Raw genomic sequence first — 16,570 nt, 5'->3', positions numbered from 1 at the left:
GCGGCGCGGCCGCCGCCCGGACGGCGCGCGGCGCGCCCGGGTCGCGCAGAATGACCCGGACCGGCACCGCCCCCGGGCGGACCGGGTCGCCATCGGCACCGGCCACGAGGAGCGACGTGACCCACCAGGAGCAGCGATGAGCACGCTGATCGACGCGCCGCCCGCGGTGCGGCTGACCGGCATCACCAAGCGGTACCCCGGTGTGGTCGCCAACTCCGACATCAACCTGTCCGTGCGGCGCGCCACCGTGCACGCCCTGGTGGGGGAGAACGGCGCGGGCAAGTCCACGCTGATGAAGACCCTGTTCGGGCTGCACCAGCCGGACGAGGGCACCATCGAGATCGACGGTCAGGCCAGGACGTTTGCCTCCCCGGCGGACGCCATCGCCGCCGGGATCGGCATGGTGCACCAGCACTTCATGCTCGCCGACAACCTGACGGTCTGGGAGAACGTGGTCCTCGGGGCCGAGCCGACCTCGTCCGGCCGGCTGGACGGCGCCCGGGCGCGGCGGGACATCGAGGCCATCGCGCAGCGGTACGGCCTGGGCGTCGACCCCCGCGCGCTCGTGGAGGAGCTCGGCGTCGGCGCGCGGCAGCGCGTCGAGATCATCAAGGTGCTCTACCGCGGCGCCCGGATCCTGATCCTCGACGAGCCGACCGCGGTGCTGGTGCCGCAGGAGGTCGACGAGCTGTTCGGCAACCTGGCCGACCTCAAGGCCGAGGGCCTGACGATCATCTTCATCTCCCACAAGCTCGACGAGGTGCGGGCCATCGCCGACGAGATCACCGTCATCCGGCGGGGGACCACGGTCGGCACCGCGGACCCGCGCCAGGTGACCAACCGCCAGCTCGCCGAGATGATGGTCGGCTCGGCGCTGCCGGTGCCGGAGCTGCGCGAGTCGACGGTGACCGACCGCGAGGTGCTGCGGCTGCGCGGGGTGCGGGTCGCCGGCGTCGGCCGCGACGTGCTGTCGGACATCGACCTGTCCATCCGGGCCGGCGAGGTGGTCGGCATCGCCGGCGTCGAGGGCAACGGCCAGGCCGAGCTGGTCGACGCGATCATGGGTCTCGAGCCGGTCGCGGACGGCGCCGTCGAGCTCGCCGGCCGGGACGTCACCCGGCTGTCCACGCTCCGGCGCCGCGAGGCCGGTGTCGGGTTCATCCCCGAGGACCGGCACCGCCAGGGCCTGCTGCTCGAGGCGACGCTGTGGGAGAACCGGTGTCTGGGCTTCCAGACCCGCCGCCCGGCCGCCAGGGGCATGTTCCTCGACCGTGCCGCCGCCCGCGCCGACACCCGGCGCATCGTCGAGCAGTTCGACGTCCGCACCCCCGGCATCGACGTGCTCGCCGCCGCGCTGTCCGGCGGCAACCAGCAGAAGCTGATCGTCGGCCGGGAGATGAGCGGCGACCCGGCGTTGCTCATCGCCAGCCACCCGACCCGCGGCGTCGACGTCGGCGCCCAGGCCGCCATCTGGGACCAGCTCCGCAACGCCCGGGCGGCCGGCCTGGCCGTGCTGCTGATCTCCGCCGACCTCGAGGAACTGATCGGCATGTCCGACACCCTGCGGGTGATCCTGCGCGGCCGGATCGGCCCGCCGCTGGACCCGCGCACCGTCACCCCCGAGTCGCTGGGCGTCGCCATGACCGGCGGCCACGAGGCCGGTGGGCCCGACCTGCCCGACACCGCCGGCACGGACCGGCCGGAGCAGCCCGGACAGGCCGGTGTCGTCGGCAGCGCCGACCGGGTCGCCGAGTCGGACCTGGGCACCGCCGGCGGCAGCCTGTCCGCGCGGAAGGTGACCGAGTGAAGGCGCTCTCCGGTCGCCGGGTCCTGCTCGGCGCCGCCGGCCCGGTCGGCGCGCTGATCTTCTCGGCGATCGTCTCCGCGATCATCCTGGTGCTCACCCGGCACAACCCGTTCGAGGCGTTCGGGGCCATGGGGCAGGCGTTCTCCCGGCCGCGCGTCCTGGTCGGCACGGTCAACCAGGTGTCCTCGTACTACCTGGCGGCCGTCGCGGTGGCCATCGGGTTCAAGATGAACCTCTTGAACATCGGCGTCGACGGCCAGTACCGGCTGGCCGCCATGCTCTCGGCCGCGCTCGCCGGCGCGTCGTTCATGCAGGGCATCCCGTCGGTCGTCCGGATCCTGATGACGATCGTCGCGGCCATGCTGATCGGTGCGGCCTGGGCCGGGATCGCGGTGTGGCTCAAGATCAGCCGCGGGGTCAGCGAGGTGATCAGCACGATCATGCTGAACGCCATCGCCACCGCGGTGATCGCCTACCTGCTCAGCCCGGGGCGGCTGGCCGTGCAGCAGGGCAACAACCTGGGCACCCGGCCGATCACCGACGGTGGGATGGTGCCCACCATCCCGATCCCGAAGTCGATCACGCCGCTGTACACGCTGCTGCTGCTCGCCCTGCTGGTCGGCGTCCTCTACGCGTTCCTGCTGTCCCGCACCGTGTTCGGCTTCAAGATCAAGGCCACCGGGCTCAACCCGGCGGCCGCCGTGGCCAGCGGGATCAGCGTCAAGCGGATGGCGGTGGCCGGGATGCTGCTGTCCGGCGCGGTGGCCGGGCTGGTCGGCATGCCCGAGCTGCTCAACGGCCCCTCGCATCAGTACTCGATCAACTTCCCGTCGGGCTTCGCGTTCACCGGCATCGCCATCGCCCTGCTCGGCCGCAATCACCCGGTCGGCATGGCCTTCGCCGCGCTGCTGTGGTCCGCGCTCGACAGCTCGGCCAACGCCCTGCAGGGCGTGGGCGTGCCCAACCAGCTGGTCGTGATCATGCAGGGCACCATCGTGCTGTCGGTGGTCGTCGCGTACGAGATCGTCCGCCGCTACCGCGTCGTCCTGGAACAGCGGGACGTCGCCCGGGCGCTGGCGCAGAGCCGGAAGGAACCGGTGGCCGCATGAGCGCCGTCGAGGACGCCCCCGTCACCCGGCCGGCGGTCGAGCCGCGCACCCGCCACTGGAGCCCGGTCACCTGGTCGGTGCTGGTGTTGGCGGCGCTGGCGGTGATCTCGCTGGTCCGGGTGCTCACCGGGGCCGCCAACCTCACGTCGGTCGGCGCCGTGCAGTCGGCGATCACCGCGGCCGTGCCCATCGCGCTGGCCGGCCTGTCCGGCCTGTGGTCCGAGCGGGCCGGCGTGGTCAACATCGGCCTCGAGGGGATGATGGTGCTCGGCACGTTCGGGTGCGCCTGGATCGGCTGGCAGTACGGACCCTGGCCCGGCGTCGTGGCCGGCATCCTGGCCGGTGTCGTGGGCGGCGCCATCCTGGCGGTGGCCACCGTGACCTTCGGCGTCGACCACATCATCGCCGGCGTCGCGCTGTCGATCGTCGCGCCCGGCCTGGCGCTGTTCCTGTCCCAGCTGCTGTTCGCCAACGCGCCCGGCGGCGGCGAGCAGCAGTCCCCGCCGGTCAGCGACGTCTACCGGATCACCATCCCGGGGCTGTCGGACTGGTTGGACTCGATCGCGGCCAAGGGTTGGTTCTTCGTCTCCGACCTGGCCGGCATCCTCGGCGGGGCGACGACGTCCCTGTCCCTGCTCACCGTGCTGGCGGTGCTGCTGATCGCCGGCTCCGGCTTCGTGCTGTGGCGCACCCGGTTCGGGCTGCGGCTGCGGTCCGTGGGCGAGGCGCCGTACGCCGCCGAGTCGCTGGGCGTCAACGTCATCCGCTACAAGTACATCGGCGTGCTGGTGTCCGGCGCCCTGTCCGGCCTGGCCGGCGCCTTCCTGGTGATCGGCCTGAAGTTCGTCAACGGCCAGACGGCCGGCCGCGGCTTCATCGGCCTGGCCTCGCTGATCTTCGGCAACTGGCGACCCGGTGGCATGGCGGCCGGCGCGATCCTGTTCGGCTACACCGACGGCGTCCAGCTCTTCGACAGCGAGGGCACCGCCATGCACGCCTTCCTGTTGCTGCTGGCCGTCGCGCTGGTGCTGGTCGCGGCCCTGCAGCTGCGCCGCGGCAACCGGGCGGTGGCCGTGGTGGCGGTCGTCATCGCCGCGCTGGCGATCTGGTGGTTCCTGGCGACGGACGCGCTGCCCGGCCAGCTCGTCACCGCGGCGCCGTACGCCATCACCCTGCTGGTCATGGGGCTCGCCTCGCAGCGGCTGCGGCCGCCCAAGGCCGACGGCATGACGTACCGCAAGGGCGGCCGCGGATGACCGTCGCAGCGGGGCCCGCCGGGCCGGCCGTCGACTGGGACCTGCTGCGGGAACAGGCGGTGGCGGCCGCGCAGCTGGCGTACTGCCCGTACTCCGGGTTGCAGGTCGGCGTCGCGGCCGTCGTCGACGACGGCCGGCTGATCACCGGCTGCAACGTCGAGAACGCCTCCTACGGCCTGGGCCTGTGCGCCGAGTGCACGCTGGTCGGGCAGTTGCGGCTGACCGGCGGCGGCCGGCTGGTGGCGCTGGCCTGCCGGTCGGGGGTCGGGGACCTGTTGATGCCGTGCGGGCGCTGCCGCCAGGTCCTGTACGAGTTCGGCGGTCCGGACCTCGTGGTGGACACCCCGGTCGGTCCCCGGGACATGCGGTTCGTGCTGCCCGAGGCGTTCGGGCCCGAGCACCTGCCGGCCTGACCCGCGGGACCGCACGGGCCGCCGGGGCGGCTCCCATGCGGTCGGTCCGCCGCCCGTACTGCTGAGGTCAACCCGCCGCGCGGCCCGCGGTGGGTCAGCCGCGGGTGCCGCTGCGGGCGGTCAGCAGGAACGCCGGGGCGTACCAGTAGTCGGCGACCGGCTCGACCCGGACATCGGTCCACCCCGCGGCCGCGACGTCGGCGGCCCAGGTGGCGGCGGGATGCTCCCAGTTGGTCCGGGAGGCCGCGGGGTCGACGAGCCCGAGCAGCACCGGGACCAGGAAGCCCTGGGTGACCAGGTCGCGGTCGGCGCCGTACTCGGCGATGCCGTGCTCGTAGCGCCGCGCCAGCGACCGCGCCCGGTCCTCGGGGGTGGCCGGCTCCGGCGGGACGTCGAACTCCACCACGGCCAGCGTCGCGGCGCGGTCGGCGACGGCGGACAGCACCGCGGCGCGGTCCGCGGGCGGCAGCGACTGCAGCGCGAAGGTCGACTCCACCACGTCCCACCGCTGACCGGCCGCCGGTCCGCCGAGCCACTGCTGGGCCGTGGTCTGCCAGGTCCGCACCGTCGTGCCGGCGGCCGGGCCGCGACCGTCCGTCGGTGTCGGGCCGGCGGGAGCGTCGGCCGGTGTCGTCGGTGTCGGTGTCGGTGTCGGTGCCTGAGCGACGACGGCCAGGCCGGCGGCCGCGCACCGGGCCCGGCAGTCGGCGAGCAGGGCGGCGGACGGCTCCACCAGGTCGACGGAGGCCGGCGCGGCGTCGCCGGCGGCGAGCACCGCCGGGACCACCGCAAGGCCGTCGCCGCAGCCGAGGTCGAGCACCCGGCCGCGCGGCGCCCGCCGGTACACCGCGGCCAGCGCCGCGCTGGTCCGCCGGTAGAGCTCGACGTTGCCGCCGCCGTCGACGAAGGCCTGGAACGCCGCGGGAGCGTCGTAGACCGGCGCGGTGGCGCCGGCAGCGGCGGCGGCCCCGGCTGCGGGGTCGAGGTAGCGCGACAAGGCGTGGCCGAGCAGGGATCCCGCGGCCGCCGCAGCCCGGGCGTGGTGCACGGCGGCGTCGGCGTCACCGTCCGCGCGGGCCAGCAGCGCCCGCACCGCCAGCTCCACCCCGTCCGTCGTGCTTGTCGGTCCCGCGCCGTCGTCCGCCGCGCCGCCTGCGGTGCCGCCTGCGGTGTCGCTCGCTGCGCCGTCCACCGTGCCTCCTGCCCGTCGCCGTCCGGCTGCCTGCATCGCGACCGCACCACCGGTCCGCGGACCCGCCCGCGCCCGCCGGGCTGCACCCGTGGTGCCCCGCGGCCGGAGAGGTCCGGTTGGATGGCCCCATGCCGTCGGACGCCACCGTGCCACAGCCCGCCCCCGGACCCGCCGATCTGGTGATCACCGATGTCACCTCGCTGGTGCACGGGCCGGACGGCGCGATCGACTTCCGGCCCGGGTCGACGATCGTCGTCCGGGACGGGGTGATCGACTTCGTCGGACCCGTCGAGGGGACGCCGGTCCCCGCGGCGCAGGTGATCGACGGCCGCGGGCAGGTCGCCATGCCCGGGCTGATCAACTGCCACACCCACTCGCCCATGGTGCTGTTCCGCGGCGCCGCCGAGAACGTGTCGACCGTCGACTGGTTCAACACCCGGATCTGGCCGATGGAGGTCAATCTGATCCCCGACGACGTCGAGGTCGGGGCCCGGCTCGCGTGCGCCGAGATGATCGCCGCCGGGGTCACCACGTTCGCCGACCACTACTTCGAGATGGACCGGGTGGCGCGCGCCGTCGACGAGACCGGGCTGCGGGCCAACCTGGGCTGGACGTACTTCAGCAGCCAGGGCCGGGCGGGGTTCGACACCTCGCTGGAGTTCGCGCTGTCCCACCGGGACGCGGCGGGCGGGCGGATCACCACCAGCCTCGCGCCGCACGGCGCCTACACCGTCGACGACGACGACCTGCGCACCACCGCGGCCGCCGCGCTGCAGCACGACCTGCTCGTGCACATCCACGCCGCGGAGAGCCGCGCGGAGACCAGGGCCAGCCGGGCACGTCGCGGCATGACCCCGATCGCGGTGCTCGAGCACACCGGACTGCTCGACGCCCGGGTGCTGATCGCCCACGCCAAGGGCGTCGTCCAGGAGGACCTGCCGCTGCTGGCCCGGGCCCGCGGCCGGGTGGGGGTGGGCAGCGCGCCCAAGGGCTACCTCAAGCAGGGCGAGGAGACCACCCCGATCCGGTCCCTGCTGTCCGCCGGCGTCGCGGTCGGGCTGGCCACCGACGGGGCGGCGTCGAACAACACCCTCGACGTGTGGGAGAGCATGCTCGTCACCGCGCTGGTGCAGCGGGTGGAGGAGGGCGACGAGCTGTGGATGACGGCGCGGGACGTGCTCGGCCTCGCCACGCTCGGTAGTGCGGCGGCGGTCGGGCTCGCCGGCCGCATCGGCTCGCTGGCACCGGGGCACCAGGCCGACATCGTCCTCGTCGACCTCTCCGGACCGCACACCCAGCCCGTCCACGACCTCGCGGCCACCCTGGTCTACAGCGCCCGGTCCGCGGACATCTCCACGACGGTGGTGGCCGGCCGGGTGCTGATGCAGGACCGCCGGCTGCTCACCGTCGACGTGCCCGCCGTCGTCGCCGACCTCGGGCCGCGGTTGGCACGGCTCACCGACACCAGCCACGGGACGTCGATCCAGAGCTACAACGCCTACTGACGTCTTGCCCGGACAGGTCGTCCGCAGGCGGTCTCAGCCGCGAGGAAGCAGCTCCGGCCGGTGGTCCGGGGCGAGGTGCAGGACCGGCTGCTCCGTCGCCGACCGGCCGCGGAGGGCGTCGGTCGCATAGCGGGGCAGCAGGCCCGCGCGGCGGAACACACGGTCGCGGAACTGCTGGGCCTCGGCGAGCGGGCCGCCCGTCGGGCGGAACGGCTGGGTGGTCACAGGACACCTCCGACGGGTCGAGCGGGAGCGACATGCTCACGATAGGCCGCTCGGCGAGGTCGTTGAAGGTTTGATGAACAGTCCATACGAAGGGGGTACCGCGCCGGGCGTCCCTCACGCAGTGTGACGGCGAAGAGGGTCGGCCGGCCGACTGCCCCGGTCCCGGCCGGGCCACCCGGAACCCGTCGGCCTACCGTCGGTGCATGGCGATCGGGGACCTGGCCGGGCGGGTGGCGCTGGTGACCGGCGGGTCAGGCGGCATCGGGCGGGCGCTGGTCCGGCGGCTGGCAGCGGCCGGCGCGGACGTCGCGGTGGCCTACGGCGGGGATGCCGCCGCCGCCGAGGAATCGGCAGCACAGGCGCGGGCGAGCGGTGTCCGGGCCATCGCCGCGGGTGCCGACCTGGCCGATCCGGGCCAGGTGGTCGCCCTGGCCGACCGGGTCGCCGCGGAGTGCGGGCCCGTCGACCTGCTGCTGGCCAACGCGGGGCTGTCGGTGCCCACCCCGGGTCTTCCGGAGCTGGACCTGGACACCTGGCAGCGCACTCTGGCCGTCAACCTGACGGCCCCGTTCCTACTCGCCCAACGGCTCGTGCCGGACATGGCGGACCGGGGCTTCGGCCGGGTGCTGTTCACCTCGTCCGTCGCGGCGTTCACCGGTGGGCTCATCGGCCCGCACTACGCCGCGTCGAAGGCGGCCCTGCACGGCCTGACGGCGTGGCTGTCCGCGCGGTACGCGGGATCGGGTGTCACCGTCAACGCCCTCGCGCCGGCACTGGTGGCCGACACCGGGATGCTGCCGGCAGATGCGGACGCCGGGCGCATCCCGGTCGGCCGGTTCGGCACCGCCGACGAGGTCGCCGAGCTGGCCCTGACGATGCTCGGCTCCGGCTACCTGACCGGCAAGGTCTACCTGCTCGACGGCGGGCTGTACCCGCACTGAGCCCCGGTTCGGTGCGGCCGGTCAGGACGGGCTGTCGGACAGCACGGCGGCCAGGGCGATCCGCGACATGCGCTGGAAGCACTCCTCGCGCTCGGCCGGTGTCATGGATTCGCCGCGCTCGAGGTGGTCGGTGATCGTCGCCGTGGTGAGCGCCTCGCCGCCCTCGGCCGCGGCCACGCCGTAGAGCGCCGCGGCCTCCATCTCCACGGCGAGCGTGCCGTGCCTGGCCAGTGCGGAGAACACATCGGAGCCGACGCCGTAGAAGTGGTCGCTGGAGAAGATCGGGCCGACGTGCACCGGTACGCCGGCGGCGCGGGCGGCGGCCACGGCGGCGCTGAGCAGCCCGTAGGACGGCGCCGCGGCGAAGTGCACACCGGGGATCCGCGTGGTGTTGATCGACGAGTCGGTGTGCGCGGCGGAGCCGACCACCACGTCGCCGAGCTGCAGGCGGGGCGCCAGCCCGCCGGCAGTGCCGACGCGGACGATCCGCCGGACGCCGTAGAACCGGAACAGCTCGGTGGCGTAGATGGTGATCGACGGGCAGCCCATGCCGGAGGCCAGGACGGACACCGGCCGGCCGGCGACGGTGCCCGTCCACCCCTCGATGTTGCGCACGTCGGTGACCAGCCGCGGCTCGTCGAACAGCCGCTGCGCGATCAGCCGGGCGCGGCGGGGGTCGCCGGGCATCAGCACGACGGGCGCGAAGTCGCCGGGCGCGGCGGCGATGTGCGGGGTGCTCACGTGGCGGTGCCCTCCTCGGTGGGGACGGTGCGGTCGGTCTTCACGTGCAGGCCGGTCAGCCCGCGGATGACGAAGTGCGGGTGGTACTGCGGCTCCCGGGCGAGCCGCAGGTCGTCCAGCTCGCGCAGCCGGCGCAGCGACACCTCGAGCTCGAGCCGGGCGAGCGGCGCGCCGATGCAGAAGTGCAGGCCGCCGCCGAACCCGATGTGGGTGGCGTCGCCGCGGCCGACGTCGAACCGGTCCGGCTCGTGGAACCGGTCGGGGTCGCGGTTGGCGGAGCCGAACAGCATGCCGATCCGCTCGCCGACCCGGAACGTCCGGCCGCCGAACTCGACGCCGTCGTCCAGGACCCAGCGCTCGAACATCTGCAGCGGCGGGTCCCAGCGGATCAGCTCCTCGACGGCGACGAGCGGGTCGACCTCTCCCGAGGTCAGCCGCCGCCACTGGTCGGGGTGCATCAGCAGGGCGCGCAACCCGTTGCCCAGGGTGTTGACGGTGGCCTCGTGGCCGGCGTTGAGCAGCACGATGACGGTGCAGACGATCTCGTCCTGGCTCAGCCGCTGACCCTCGTCGGAGACCTGCACGAGCTCGGTGACCAGGTCGTCCTGCGGGTGCGCCCGCCGCTGGGCGATGAGATCGGTGACGTAGTCGATGAACTCGCCGCCGGCCCGCTCGGCGGCCTGCTGCAGCGGTTCCGGGGTGGCCAGCTCGTACATCTTGACGATGGCGTGCGACCAGTCGAGCAGCCGCGGACCGTCGGCGACGGGCACGCCGAGCAAGGTGCAGATGACCTGCACCGAGTAGGGCTGGGCGTAGTCGGCGATCAGGTCGAAATCGCCGCCGCCGGCCAGCGCGCGGGACAGGTGATGACGGGCCAGTTCCTCGATCCGCGGCCGCAGCGCCTGCACCGAGCGGGCGGTGAACACCTTGGTCACCAGGCGGCGCAGCCGGGTGTGGTCGGGCGGCTCCAGGTTGAGCAGCGACCAGCGTTCGGACGCGGCCCACCGCGGCCAGCGCGGGTCCTCGCCCGCCCGGCCGAACTCCTCGTCGGTGTACCGGTGGTGGTAGTCGCGGCCGAGCCGCCGGTCGCGCAGCGCGGCGTGCACGTCGGGGAAGCGGGTGAGCAGGAACAGCTGCCGGTCCGGCAGCGGGATCACCGGGCCGTGGTCGCGCAGCCGCCGGAACACCGGGTACGGGTCGGTGACGAAGGCGGGATCGGCCGGGTCGAACCCCAGGTCGGCGGCGGTCGTGCCCGTCCCGCCCGGGCCGACCCCGGCCCGCGGATCGGCCACCACACCGCCGGCGCCGGTGCCGGCCGCGACGCCGCCGGTCGCGACGCCGCCGGCATCGCCGGTGCCGGTGTGGGTCGCCGCGGAGCCGGTCATCCGGTCACGATAGCCAGGGCCGACGGGCTCTCCCGCCACCGTGCGGGCCGTCCCGGCCGCCGCCGATACTGGGCGGGCCGGCGGCCGCCGGCGCCGGCCGCGCGGAAGGGCAGTCATGACCAGCTTCGCCGCCGTGGACGTGATCACCGCCAAGCGGGACGGCGGCACGTTGACCACGGCTCAGATCGACTGGGTGGTCGGCGCCTACACCGCGGGCGAGGTCGCCGAGGAGCAGATGTCGGCGCTGCTGATGGCGATCCTGCTGAACGGCATGGCGCCGGCCGAGATCGCCGCCTGGACCGCCGCCATGATCCGGTCCGGGGTGCGGCTCGACCTGTCCGGCGTGGGCCGGCCGACCGTCGACAAGCACTCGACGGGCGGCGTGGGGGACAAGGTCTCGCTGGCCCTGGTGCCGTTGGTGGCGGCCTGCGGGGCCGCCGTGCCGCAGCTGTCCGGCCGCGGGCTCGGCCACACCGGCGGGACGCTGGACAAGATGGCGTCCATCCGGGGGTGGCGGGCGGACCTGTCCCCGGAGGCCCTGACCGGGCAGCTGTCCCGGATCGGGGCGGTGATCTGTGCAGCGTCGCCGGACCTGGCACCGGCGGACCGCAAGCTCTACGCGCTGCGCGACGTCACCGGCACCGTCGAGTCCGTGCCGATGATCTCCGCCTCGATCATGAGCAAGAAGATCGCCGAGGGCACCGCGTCGCTGGTGCTCGACGTCAAGGTGGGCGACGGCGCCTTCATGAAGACCCGGGAGCGCGCCACGGAGCTGGCCCGGACCATGGTCGAGCTGGGCGCCGCCCACGGGGTCCGCACGACGGCGGTGCTCACCGACATGTCCACGCCGCTCGGCCGGGCCGCGGGGAACGCCGTGGAGGTCGCGGAGGCGCTCGACGTGCTGGCGGGCGGCGGGCCCGCCGACGTGGTCGAGCTGACCCTGGCGCTCGCGTCGGAGATGCTGGCCCTGGCGGGGATCGACCGGGATCCCGCGCGGGTGCTGGCCTCCGGCGGCGCGATGGACAGCTGGCGGGCGATGGTCTCGGCGCAGGGCGGCGACCCGGCCGCCCCGCTGCCCCGGCCGGCGGAGGTCGAGGTGGTCACCGCCGAGCGGGACGGGACGGTGACCGAGCTGGCGGCGCTGCCGGTGGGCCTCGCGGCCTGGCGGCTCGGCGCGGGACGGGCCCGCAAGGAGGACCCGGTGCAGGCGGCCGCCGGCGTGTTGTGCCTGGCCCGGCCGGGCGAGCGGGTGGTCCGTGGCCAGCCGGTCTTCGAGCTGCACACCGACACCCCGGAGCGCCTGGACGCGGCCCGCAGCGAACTGGCCGGCGCCCTGCGGATCGATCCCGGGGACGCGGCCCCGCTGCGGCCGCTGATCCTCGACACCGTCCGCGGCTGACCGGCCCCGCGGCTGCCCGGCTGCGGCCGCCCGACGCGGCGGACCGCTGCCGGCGCCGGGCCGCCGTCCCGGGTCAGCGCACGGCGGTGCGCAGGTACATCCGGACCGCCAGCGGGACGAACACCACGAGCATGCCGACCACCCAGAACAAGGTGTACAGCTCGGCGTGCTGCAGCGACCAGGCGCCGCCGGTGGCCTGCCTGGGCGGGACGTTGCCGAACAGGTTGCGGGCCGCCTGGGTCAGCGTCGACACCGGGTTCCAGTCGGCGATCGCCCGCAGCACGGAGGGGAAGTTGTTGGTCGGCACGAACGTGTTGGCGATGAAGGTCAGCGGGAAGACCACGATGAAGGTGGCGTTGTTGAACACCTCCGGCGTGCGGACCAGCAGCCCGACGATGGCCATCACCCACGACATGGCGAACGCGAACCCCAGCAGCAGCAGGTAGCCGGCGAGCGCCTCCGGGAACGAGGTGTGGATGCGCCAGCCGACCAGCAGCCCGGTGATCGACATGACCAGCACGGTGATCACGTTCAACCCGATGTCGGCCACCGTGCGGCCGACCAGCACGGCGGACCTGGCCATCGGCAGCGACCGGAATCGGTCGATCAGACCCTTCTGCAGGTCCTCGGCCAGGCTCGCGCCGGTCACGGTGGACCCGAAGATGACCGTCTGGGCGAAGATCCCGGGCAGCAGGAACTCGGCGTAGCTGATGCCCTGCACGGCGATGGCGCTGCCGAAGACGTAGCGGAACAGCAGCACGAACATGATCGGCGACAGGGTGCTGAAGACGATCAGGTCCGGCACCCGCTTGACCTTGATCAGGTTCCGCTTGGTGATGGTCACGCCGTCCGCGAGGGCGGCCGTCACGGCGCTCATCGGTGTGCTCCTTCCGTCTCCGCCGCGGCGTGCCGACCGGTCGCCGGCGCTGCGGGTCGAACGCCGGCGCCCGCGGTGCCGCCGCCCGGCGCCGGACCGCCGGGCCCCGATCCGGTGCCGCGTCCACCGGCCGGGCCGCCGTCCGTGCTGTTCGCGCCGCTGGTGCCGCTGGTCGCGTCGGGCGTGCCGGTCCCGTCCTCCGCGGCGTGGCCGGTCAGGGCGAGGAAGACGTCGTCCAGGTCCGGGCGCCGCAGACCGACGTCGACCAGCTCGACCGCCGCGCCGTCCAACCGGGCCAGCGCGGTGGCCAGCACCTCGGCGCCGCCGGACACCGGCAGGGTGACCGTCCGGGTCTGCTGGTCCACCCGGGGCGGCTCGATGCCCAGTGGGGCGAGACGTTCGGCGACCACCGCGACCATGGCGGCGTCCGCGACGGTGAACTCCAGGCGCTGGCCGCCGACCGCCGCCTTGAGCTGGTCGCCGGTGCCGCGGGCGATCACCGTGCCGTGGTCGATGACCACCATGCTGTCGGCGAGCCGGTCGGCCTCCTCGAGGTACTGGGTGGTCAGCAGGATGGTCGTGCCGTCCTGCACCAGAGCGGCGATGAACTCCCACATGTCCTGCCGGCTGCGCGGGTCCAGGCCCGTCGTCGGCTCGTCCAGGAACAGCACGGGCGGCCGGGCGATGAGCGAGGCGGCGATGTCCAACCGGCGGCGCATGCCGCCCGAGTAGGTCTTCGCCGGCCGTCCGGCGGCGTCGACCAGGTCGAACCGCTCGAGCAGGTCGCCGGCGCGACGCCGGGACTCGGACCTGCCGAGCCGGTACAGCCGGCCGATCATCTCCAGGTTCTCGGCGCCGGTGAGGTACTCGTCGACCGCGGCGTACTGGCCGGTCAGTCCGATCCGGGACCGCACCTGGGCGGGCTGCGTGGCGACGTCGTAGCCGGCCACCACCGCCCGGCCGCCGTCCGCGGGCAGCAGCGTCGCCAGGATGCGGACCGCGGTGGTCTTACCGGCGCCGTTGGGGCCGAGCAGACCGAGCACCGTGCCCTGGGGCACCGTGAAGTCGACCCCCGCGAGGGCGGTCGTCTCCTTGAAGCGTTTGAGCAAACCCTCGACCTCGATGATGTCCGTCACACTTGGCGAGGGTACGGACCACCCCCGACAGTCACCGGACAGTTAGCCGCGGGCAACCGTTCTCGGTTCCCCGGGGGACCGGGCGGGCGCGACCACCCGTCCCGGCCGGCGGCGGTCGGGTACCGTCCGACGATGCCGTCGCCGCTCGATCCGGACACCATCCGCACCGCCCCGAAGGTGCTGCTGCACGATCACCTCGACGGCGGTCTGCGGCCCGCCACCCTGATCGAACTGGCCGAGGCGACCGGCTACGACGCGCTGCCCAGCACCGACGCGCGGGAGCTGGCCCGCTGGTTCGCCGAGTCGGCGTACTCGGGCTCGCTGGAGCGCTACCTCGAGACCTTCACGCACACCGTCGGCGTCATGCAGGACCGGGACTCGTTGGTCCGGGTGGCGTCGGAGTGCGCGCAGGACCTGGCCGCGGACGGCGTCGTCTACGCCGAGGTCCGCTTCGCTCCCGAGCTGCACGTGGAGCACGGGCTGGCCCTGCACGAGGTGGTCGAGGCCGTGCTCGACGGCTTCGCGGCGGGCAGCCGGGCCGCGGAGGCCGCCGGTCACCGCATCCGCGTGCGGGCCCTGCTCACCGCCATGCGGCACGCCGCCCGGTCGCGGGAGATCGCCGAGCTGGCCGTCGCCTACCGCGACCGCGAGGTCGCCGGATTCGACATCGCCGGCGCCGAGGCCGGTTTCCCGCCCACCCGGCACCTGGACGCGTTCGAGTTCCTGCGCCGGGAGAACGCCCACTTCACGATCCACGCCGGCGAGGCCTTCGGCCTGCCGTCCATCTGGGAGGCGCTGCAGTGGTGCGGCGCCGACCGGCTCGGCCACGGGGTCCGCATCGTCGACGACATCTCGCTGGCCTTCGACGGCACGGCGCACCTCGGCCGGCTCGCCGAGTACGTCCGCGACAAGCGCATCCCGCTCGAGATGTGCCCGACCTCGAACGTGCAGACGGCGGCGGCCGAGTCGATCGCCAAGCACCCCATCGGCATCCTCAAGGACCTGCGCTTCCGGGTCACCGTGAACACCGACAACCGGCTGATGAGCGGGTGCTCGATGACCAGCGAGATGGCGGCGCTGGTGGAGGCGTTCGACTACACCTGGGACGACCTGCAGTGGTTTACCGTGAACGCCATGAAGTCGGCCTTCCTGCCCTTCGACCAGCGCCTGCGGCTGATCGACGACGTCATCAAGCCCGGGTACGCCGCCCTGCTGGCCTGACGGCCGACGCCCGGTCCCGGACCGGGAATGCCGGCCCGGACCGGACGCGAGCGGTTACCGCGCCGGCGGGTCCCAGTCCAGCGACGCGGCGAACCGGGCCACCAGTTCCTGCCACTGCTCGGCCTCGTCGTCGAAGGGCGGCGCCGGCGGGAGCCGGCCGGGATCCGGCCGGGTGATCGCCCGCACCAGGCTGCCCAGCGGGGTGGCCGTGGACAGGGCGTCGGCGGTGGCCGTGTCCCGCCGGGCGGCCGCCGCGTCGGTGAGCAGCTCGACGGCCAGGTCGAGCCGCTCGGCGGGGACCGCGGCCGGGCCCGCGGCGAGCGCCTCGGTGAGCCCGTCGAGCTGGTAGCTGTTCTCCGGGCCGGCCACCACGACGGCGTCGCCACCGTCGATCGCGTCCCTGACCTGCGGCCAGATCTCCAGCGACGACAGCCGGTGGTCGGCGCCGGTGCCGGTGACGTAGTCCTCGAGGGCCTCGTCGCTGGAGAAGATCTGGATGCGGTCGCCGACCGCCAGGAACAGCGGCTCGTCGTCCAGGTAGCAGCGCAGCGTCCAGCCGGTGCGACCGTCGACGGCCACCTCGATGCAGTCGATGCCGATCTCGTCCCAGAACGCCAGCTCCGGGTCGCGTTCGCCCTCCTCGAGCTCGGCGACCTCGACGTCCTCCTCGGTCTCGTCCTCGAGCACCGCGTGGGTGGCGGCCGCCTCGGCCTGGGCGGTCTCCAGCAGCGCCGCGTCGACCGACGGCGTGGTCACCACCGAGTCGACCGCGTCGACCACCTTGTCCCAGTTCCGGACCACGGCGGCGCCGATGCCGTTCCAGAGCTTCTCGCCCTGCCGGCCGGAGAAGGCCGACTCGCCGAGCGGCAGGACCGAGAAGCCGTCGGCGGAGTCCAGCACCTCGTCGACGGCCGGAAGGTCGCACACCTCGGCCAGCGACCGCAGGATCGCGACCGTGTCGGTCATCTCGGCCAGCGTCCAGATGTCCGGCGTCTCGGCGACCAGGTCCGGCACGCCGACGATGTCGAAGCGGTGGTCGTCGTCGGGGACCAGCTCGTCGGTGAGCATCCGCGCCGCGGTCTCCCACTCGGGATGATCCGTGAGGTCGTGCTCGGCGTCCGACCGGATGAACGCCGCCAGGTGCGCCGGGTCCGGGAAGACGTAGATGTGGTCGCCGTGGCCGAGGAAGGCCTCCCACTCCTCGCCGTCCTCGCGCCAGCGCGGCGCCCAGAGCGTCAGGACGTTCCCGGCCGTCAGCCCGAGCTGGATCGGGACGATCTCCGCTGCCACCACGTGTCCTCTCGCCGGTGCCCGGGTCCCGGGCGGCCGTCAGGATATCGGCCGGCCGGGGACCGGCCCCGGC

The 16,570-nt window shown here is 74.1% G+C and carries 15 protein-coding genes; 8 read left to right on the top strand and 7 right to left on the bottom strand.

What is annotated here, in order from left to right:
• Positions 1 to 136: 136 nt before the first annotated feature.
• Genes IEY37_RS11330 through IEY37_RS11315 form a run of 4 tightly spaced genes read left to right on the top strand, consistent with a single transcriptional unit; the run spans position 137 to position 4,585 of the window.
• A complete protein-coding gene (locus tag IEY37_RS11330) occupies positions 137 to 1,807 on the top strand; it encodes an ABC transporter ATP-binding protein (protein ID WP_188941675.1) in 1,671 nt (556 codons plus the stop codon).
• Positions 1,804 to 2,916, top strand: coding sequence for an ABC transporter permease (locus IEY37_RS11325; RefSeq protein ID WP_188941674.1), 1,113 nt, complete (start codon positions 1,804 to 1,806; stop codon positions 2,914 to 2,916). Before IEY37_RS11330 ends, IEY37_RS11325 begins: the two co-directional genes overlap by 4 nt.
• Positions 2,913 to 4,172 carry an ABC transporter permease gene (locus tag IEY37_RS11320; RefSeq protein ID WP_188941673.1) on the top strand — a complete coding sequence of 420 codons (1,260 nt, stop codon included), beginning with the start codon at positions 2,913 to 2,915 and terminating at the stop codon, positions 4,170 to 4,172. The genes IEY37_RS11325 and IEY37_RS11320 overlap by 4 nt, the downstream gene beginning before the upstream one ends.
• Entirely contained in the window at positions 4,169 to 4,585 is a 417-nt protein-coding gene (locus IEY37_RS11315) for a cytidine deaminase (RefSeq protein ID WP_188941672.1), read from the top strand. The genes IEY37_RS11320 and IEY37_RS11315 overlap by 4 nt, the downstream gene beginning before the upstream one ends.
• Before the next feature lie 94 nt (positions 4,586 to 4,679).
• Here the strand turns inward: IEY37_RS11315 and IEY37_RS11310 are convergent, their stop codons facing one another.
• Positions 4,680 to 5,777, bottom strand: coding sequence for a class I SAM-dependent methyltransferase (locus IEY37_RS11310; RefSeq protein WP_188941671.1), 1,098 nt, complete (start codon positions 5,775 to 5,777; stop codon positions 4,680 to 4,682).
• Between the two features lie 128 nt (positions 5,778 to 5,905).
• On the opposite strand from IEY37_RS11310, the gene IEY37_RS11305 reads away from it, so the two are divergent.
• Positions 5,906 to 7,282, top strand: coding sequence for an amidohydrolase (locus IEY37_RS11305; RefSeq protein ID WP_188941670.1), 1,377 nt, complete (start codon positions 5,906 to 5,908; stop codon positions 7,280 to 7,282).
• Between the two features lie 33 nt (positions 7,283 to 7,315).
• On the opposite strand, the gene IEY37_RS11300 is transcribed toward IEY37_RS11305, so the two are convergent.
• Positions 7,316 to 7,507: a hypothetical protein gene (locus IEY37_RS11300; protein ID WP_188941669.1), complete on the bottom strand. Its 192-nt coding sequence runs from the start codon at positions 7,505 to 7,507 to the stop codon at positions 7,316 to 7,318.
• 203 nt (positions 7,508 to 7,710) lie between these two features.
• Here IEY37_RS11300 and IEY37_RS11295 point away from each other — a divergent pair, with 203 nt between their 5' ends.
• Entirely contained in the window at positions 7,711 to 8,448 is a 738-nt protein-coding gene (locus IEY37_RS11295) for an SDR family NAD(P)-dependent oxidoreductase (RefSeq protein ID WP_188941668.1), read from the top strand.
• Between the two features lie 21 nt (positions 8,449 to 8,469).
• Here the strand turns inward: IEY37_RS11295 and deoD are convergent, their stop codons facing one another.
• Positions 8,470 to 9,189 carry a purine-nucleoside phosphorylase gene (gene deoD / locus IEY37_RS11290; RefSeq protein WP_188941667.1) on the bottom strand — a complete coding sequence of 240 codons (720 nt, stop codon included), beginning with the start codon at positions 9,187 to 9,189 and terminating at the stop codon, positions 8,470 to 8,472.
• Entirely contained in the window at positions 9,186 to 10,574 is a 1,389-nt protein-coding gene (locus IEY37_RS11285) for a cytochrome P450 (RefSeq protein WP_188941666.1), read from the bottom strand. Before IEY37_RS11285 ends, deoD begins: the two co-directional genes overlap by 4 nt.
• A 115-nt stretch (positions 10,575 to 10,689) precedes the next feature.
• On the opposite strand from IEY37_RS11285, the gene IEY37_RS11280 reads away from it, so the two are divergent.
• Positions 10,690 to 11,973 carry a thymidine phosphorylase gene (locus tag IEY37_RS11280; RefSeq protein WP_188941665.1) on the top strand — a complete coding sequence of 428 codons (1,284 nt, stop codon included), beginning with the start codon at positions 10,690 to 10,692 and terminating at the stop codon, positions 11,971 to 11,973.
• Positions 11,974 to 12,046: 73 nt separating this feature from the next.
• Here the strand turns inward: IEY37_RS11280 and IEY37_RS11275 are convergent, their stop codons facing one another.
• Positions 12,047 to 12,850 carry an ABC transporter permease gene (locus IEY37_RS11275; protein WP_188941664.1) on the bottom strand — a complete coding sequence of 268 codons (804 nt, stop codon included), beginning with the start codon at positions 12,848 to 12,850 and terminating at the stop codon, positions 12,047 to 12,049.
• Positions 12,847 to 13,986, bottom strand: coding sequence for an ATP-binding cassette domain-containing protein (locus IEY37_RS11270; protein ID WP_188941663.1), 1,140 nt, complete (start codon positions 13,984 to 13,986; stop codon positions 12,847 to 12,849). Before IEY37_RS11270 ends, IEY37_RS11275 begins: the two co-directional genes overlap by 4 nt.
• Positions 13,987 to 14,118: 132 nt before the next feature.
• Here IEY37_RS11270 and IEY37_RS11265 point away from each other — a divergent pair, with 132 nt between their 5' ends.
• Positions 14,119 to 15,207 carry an adenosine deaminase gene (locus IEY37_RS11265; protein WP_188941662.1) on the top strand — a complete coding sequence of 363 codons (1,089 nt, stop codon included), beginning with the start codon at positions 14,119 to 14,121 and terminating at the stop codon, positions 15,205 to 15,207.
• Positions 15,208 to 15,261: 54 nt separating this feature from the next.
• On the opposite strand, the gene IEY37_RS11260 is transcribed toward IEY37_RS11265, so the two are convergent.
• Complete coding sequence (locus tag IEY37_RS11260; RefSeq protein WP_188941661.1) at positions 15,262 to 16,497, bottom strand: SatS C-terminal domain-containing protein; 1,236 nt, start codon at positions 16,495 to 16,497, stop codon at positions 15,262 to 15,264.
• Positions 16,498 to 16,570: the final 73 nt, after the last annotated feature.

Source organism: Nakamurella endophytica (assembly GCF_014646215.1).
In the GTDB taxonomy this organism is placed as follows: Bacteria; Actinomycetota; Actinomycetes; order Mycobacteriales; family Nakamurellaceae; genus Nakamurella; species Nakamurella endophytica.
This window is presented reverse-complemented; position numbering and strand designations above follow the sequence as displayed.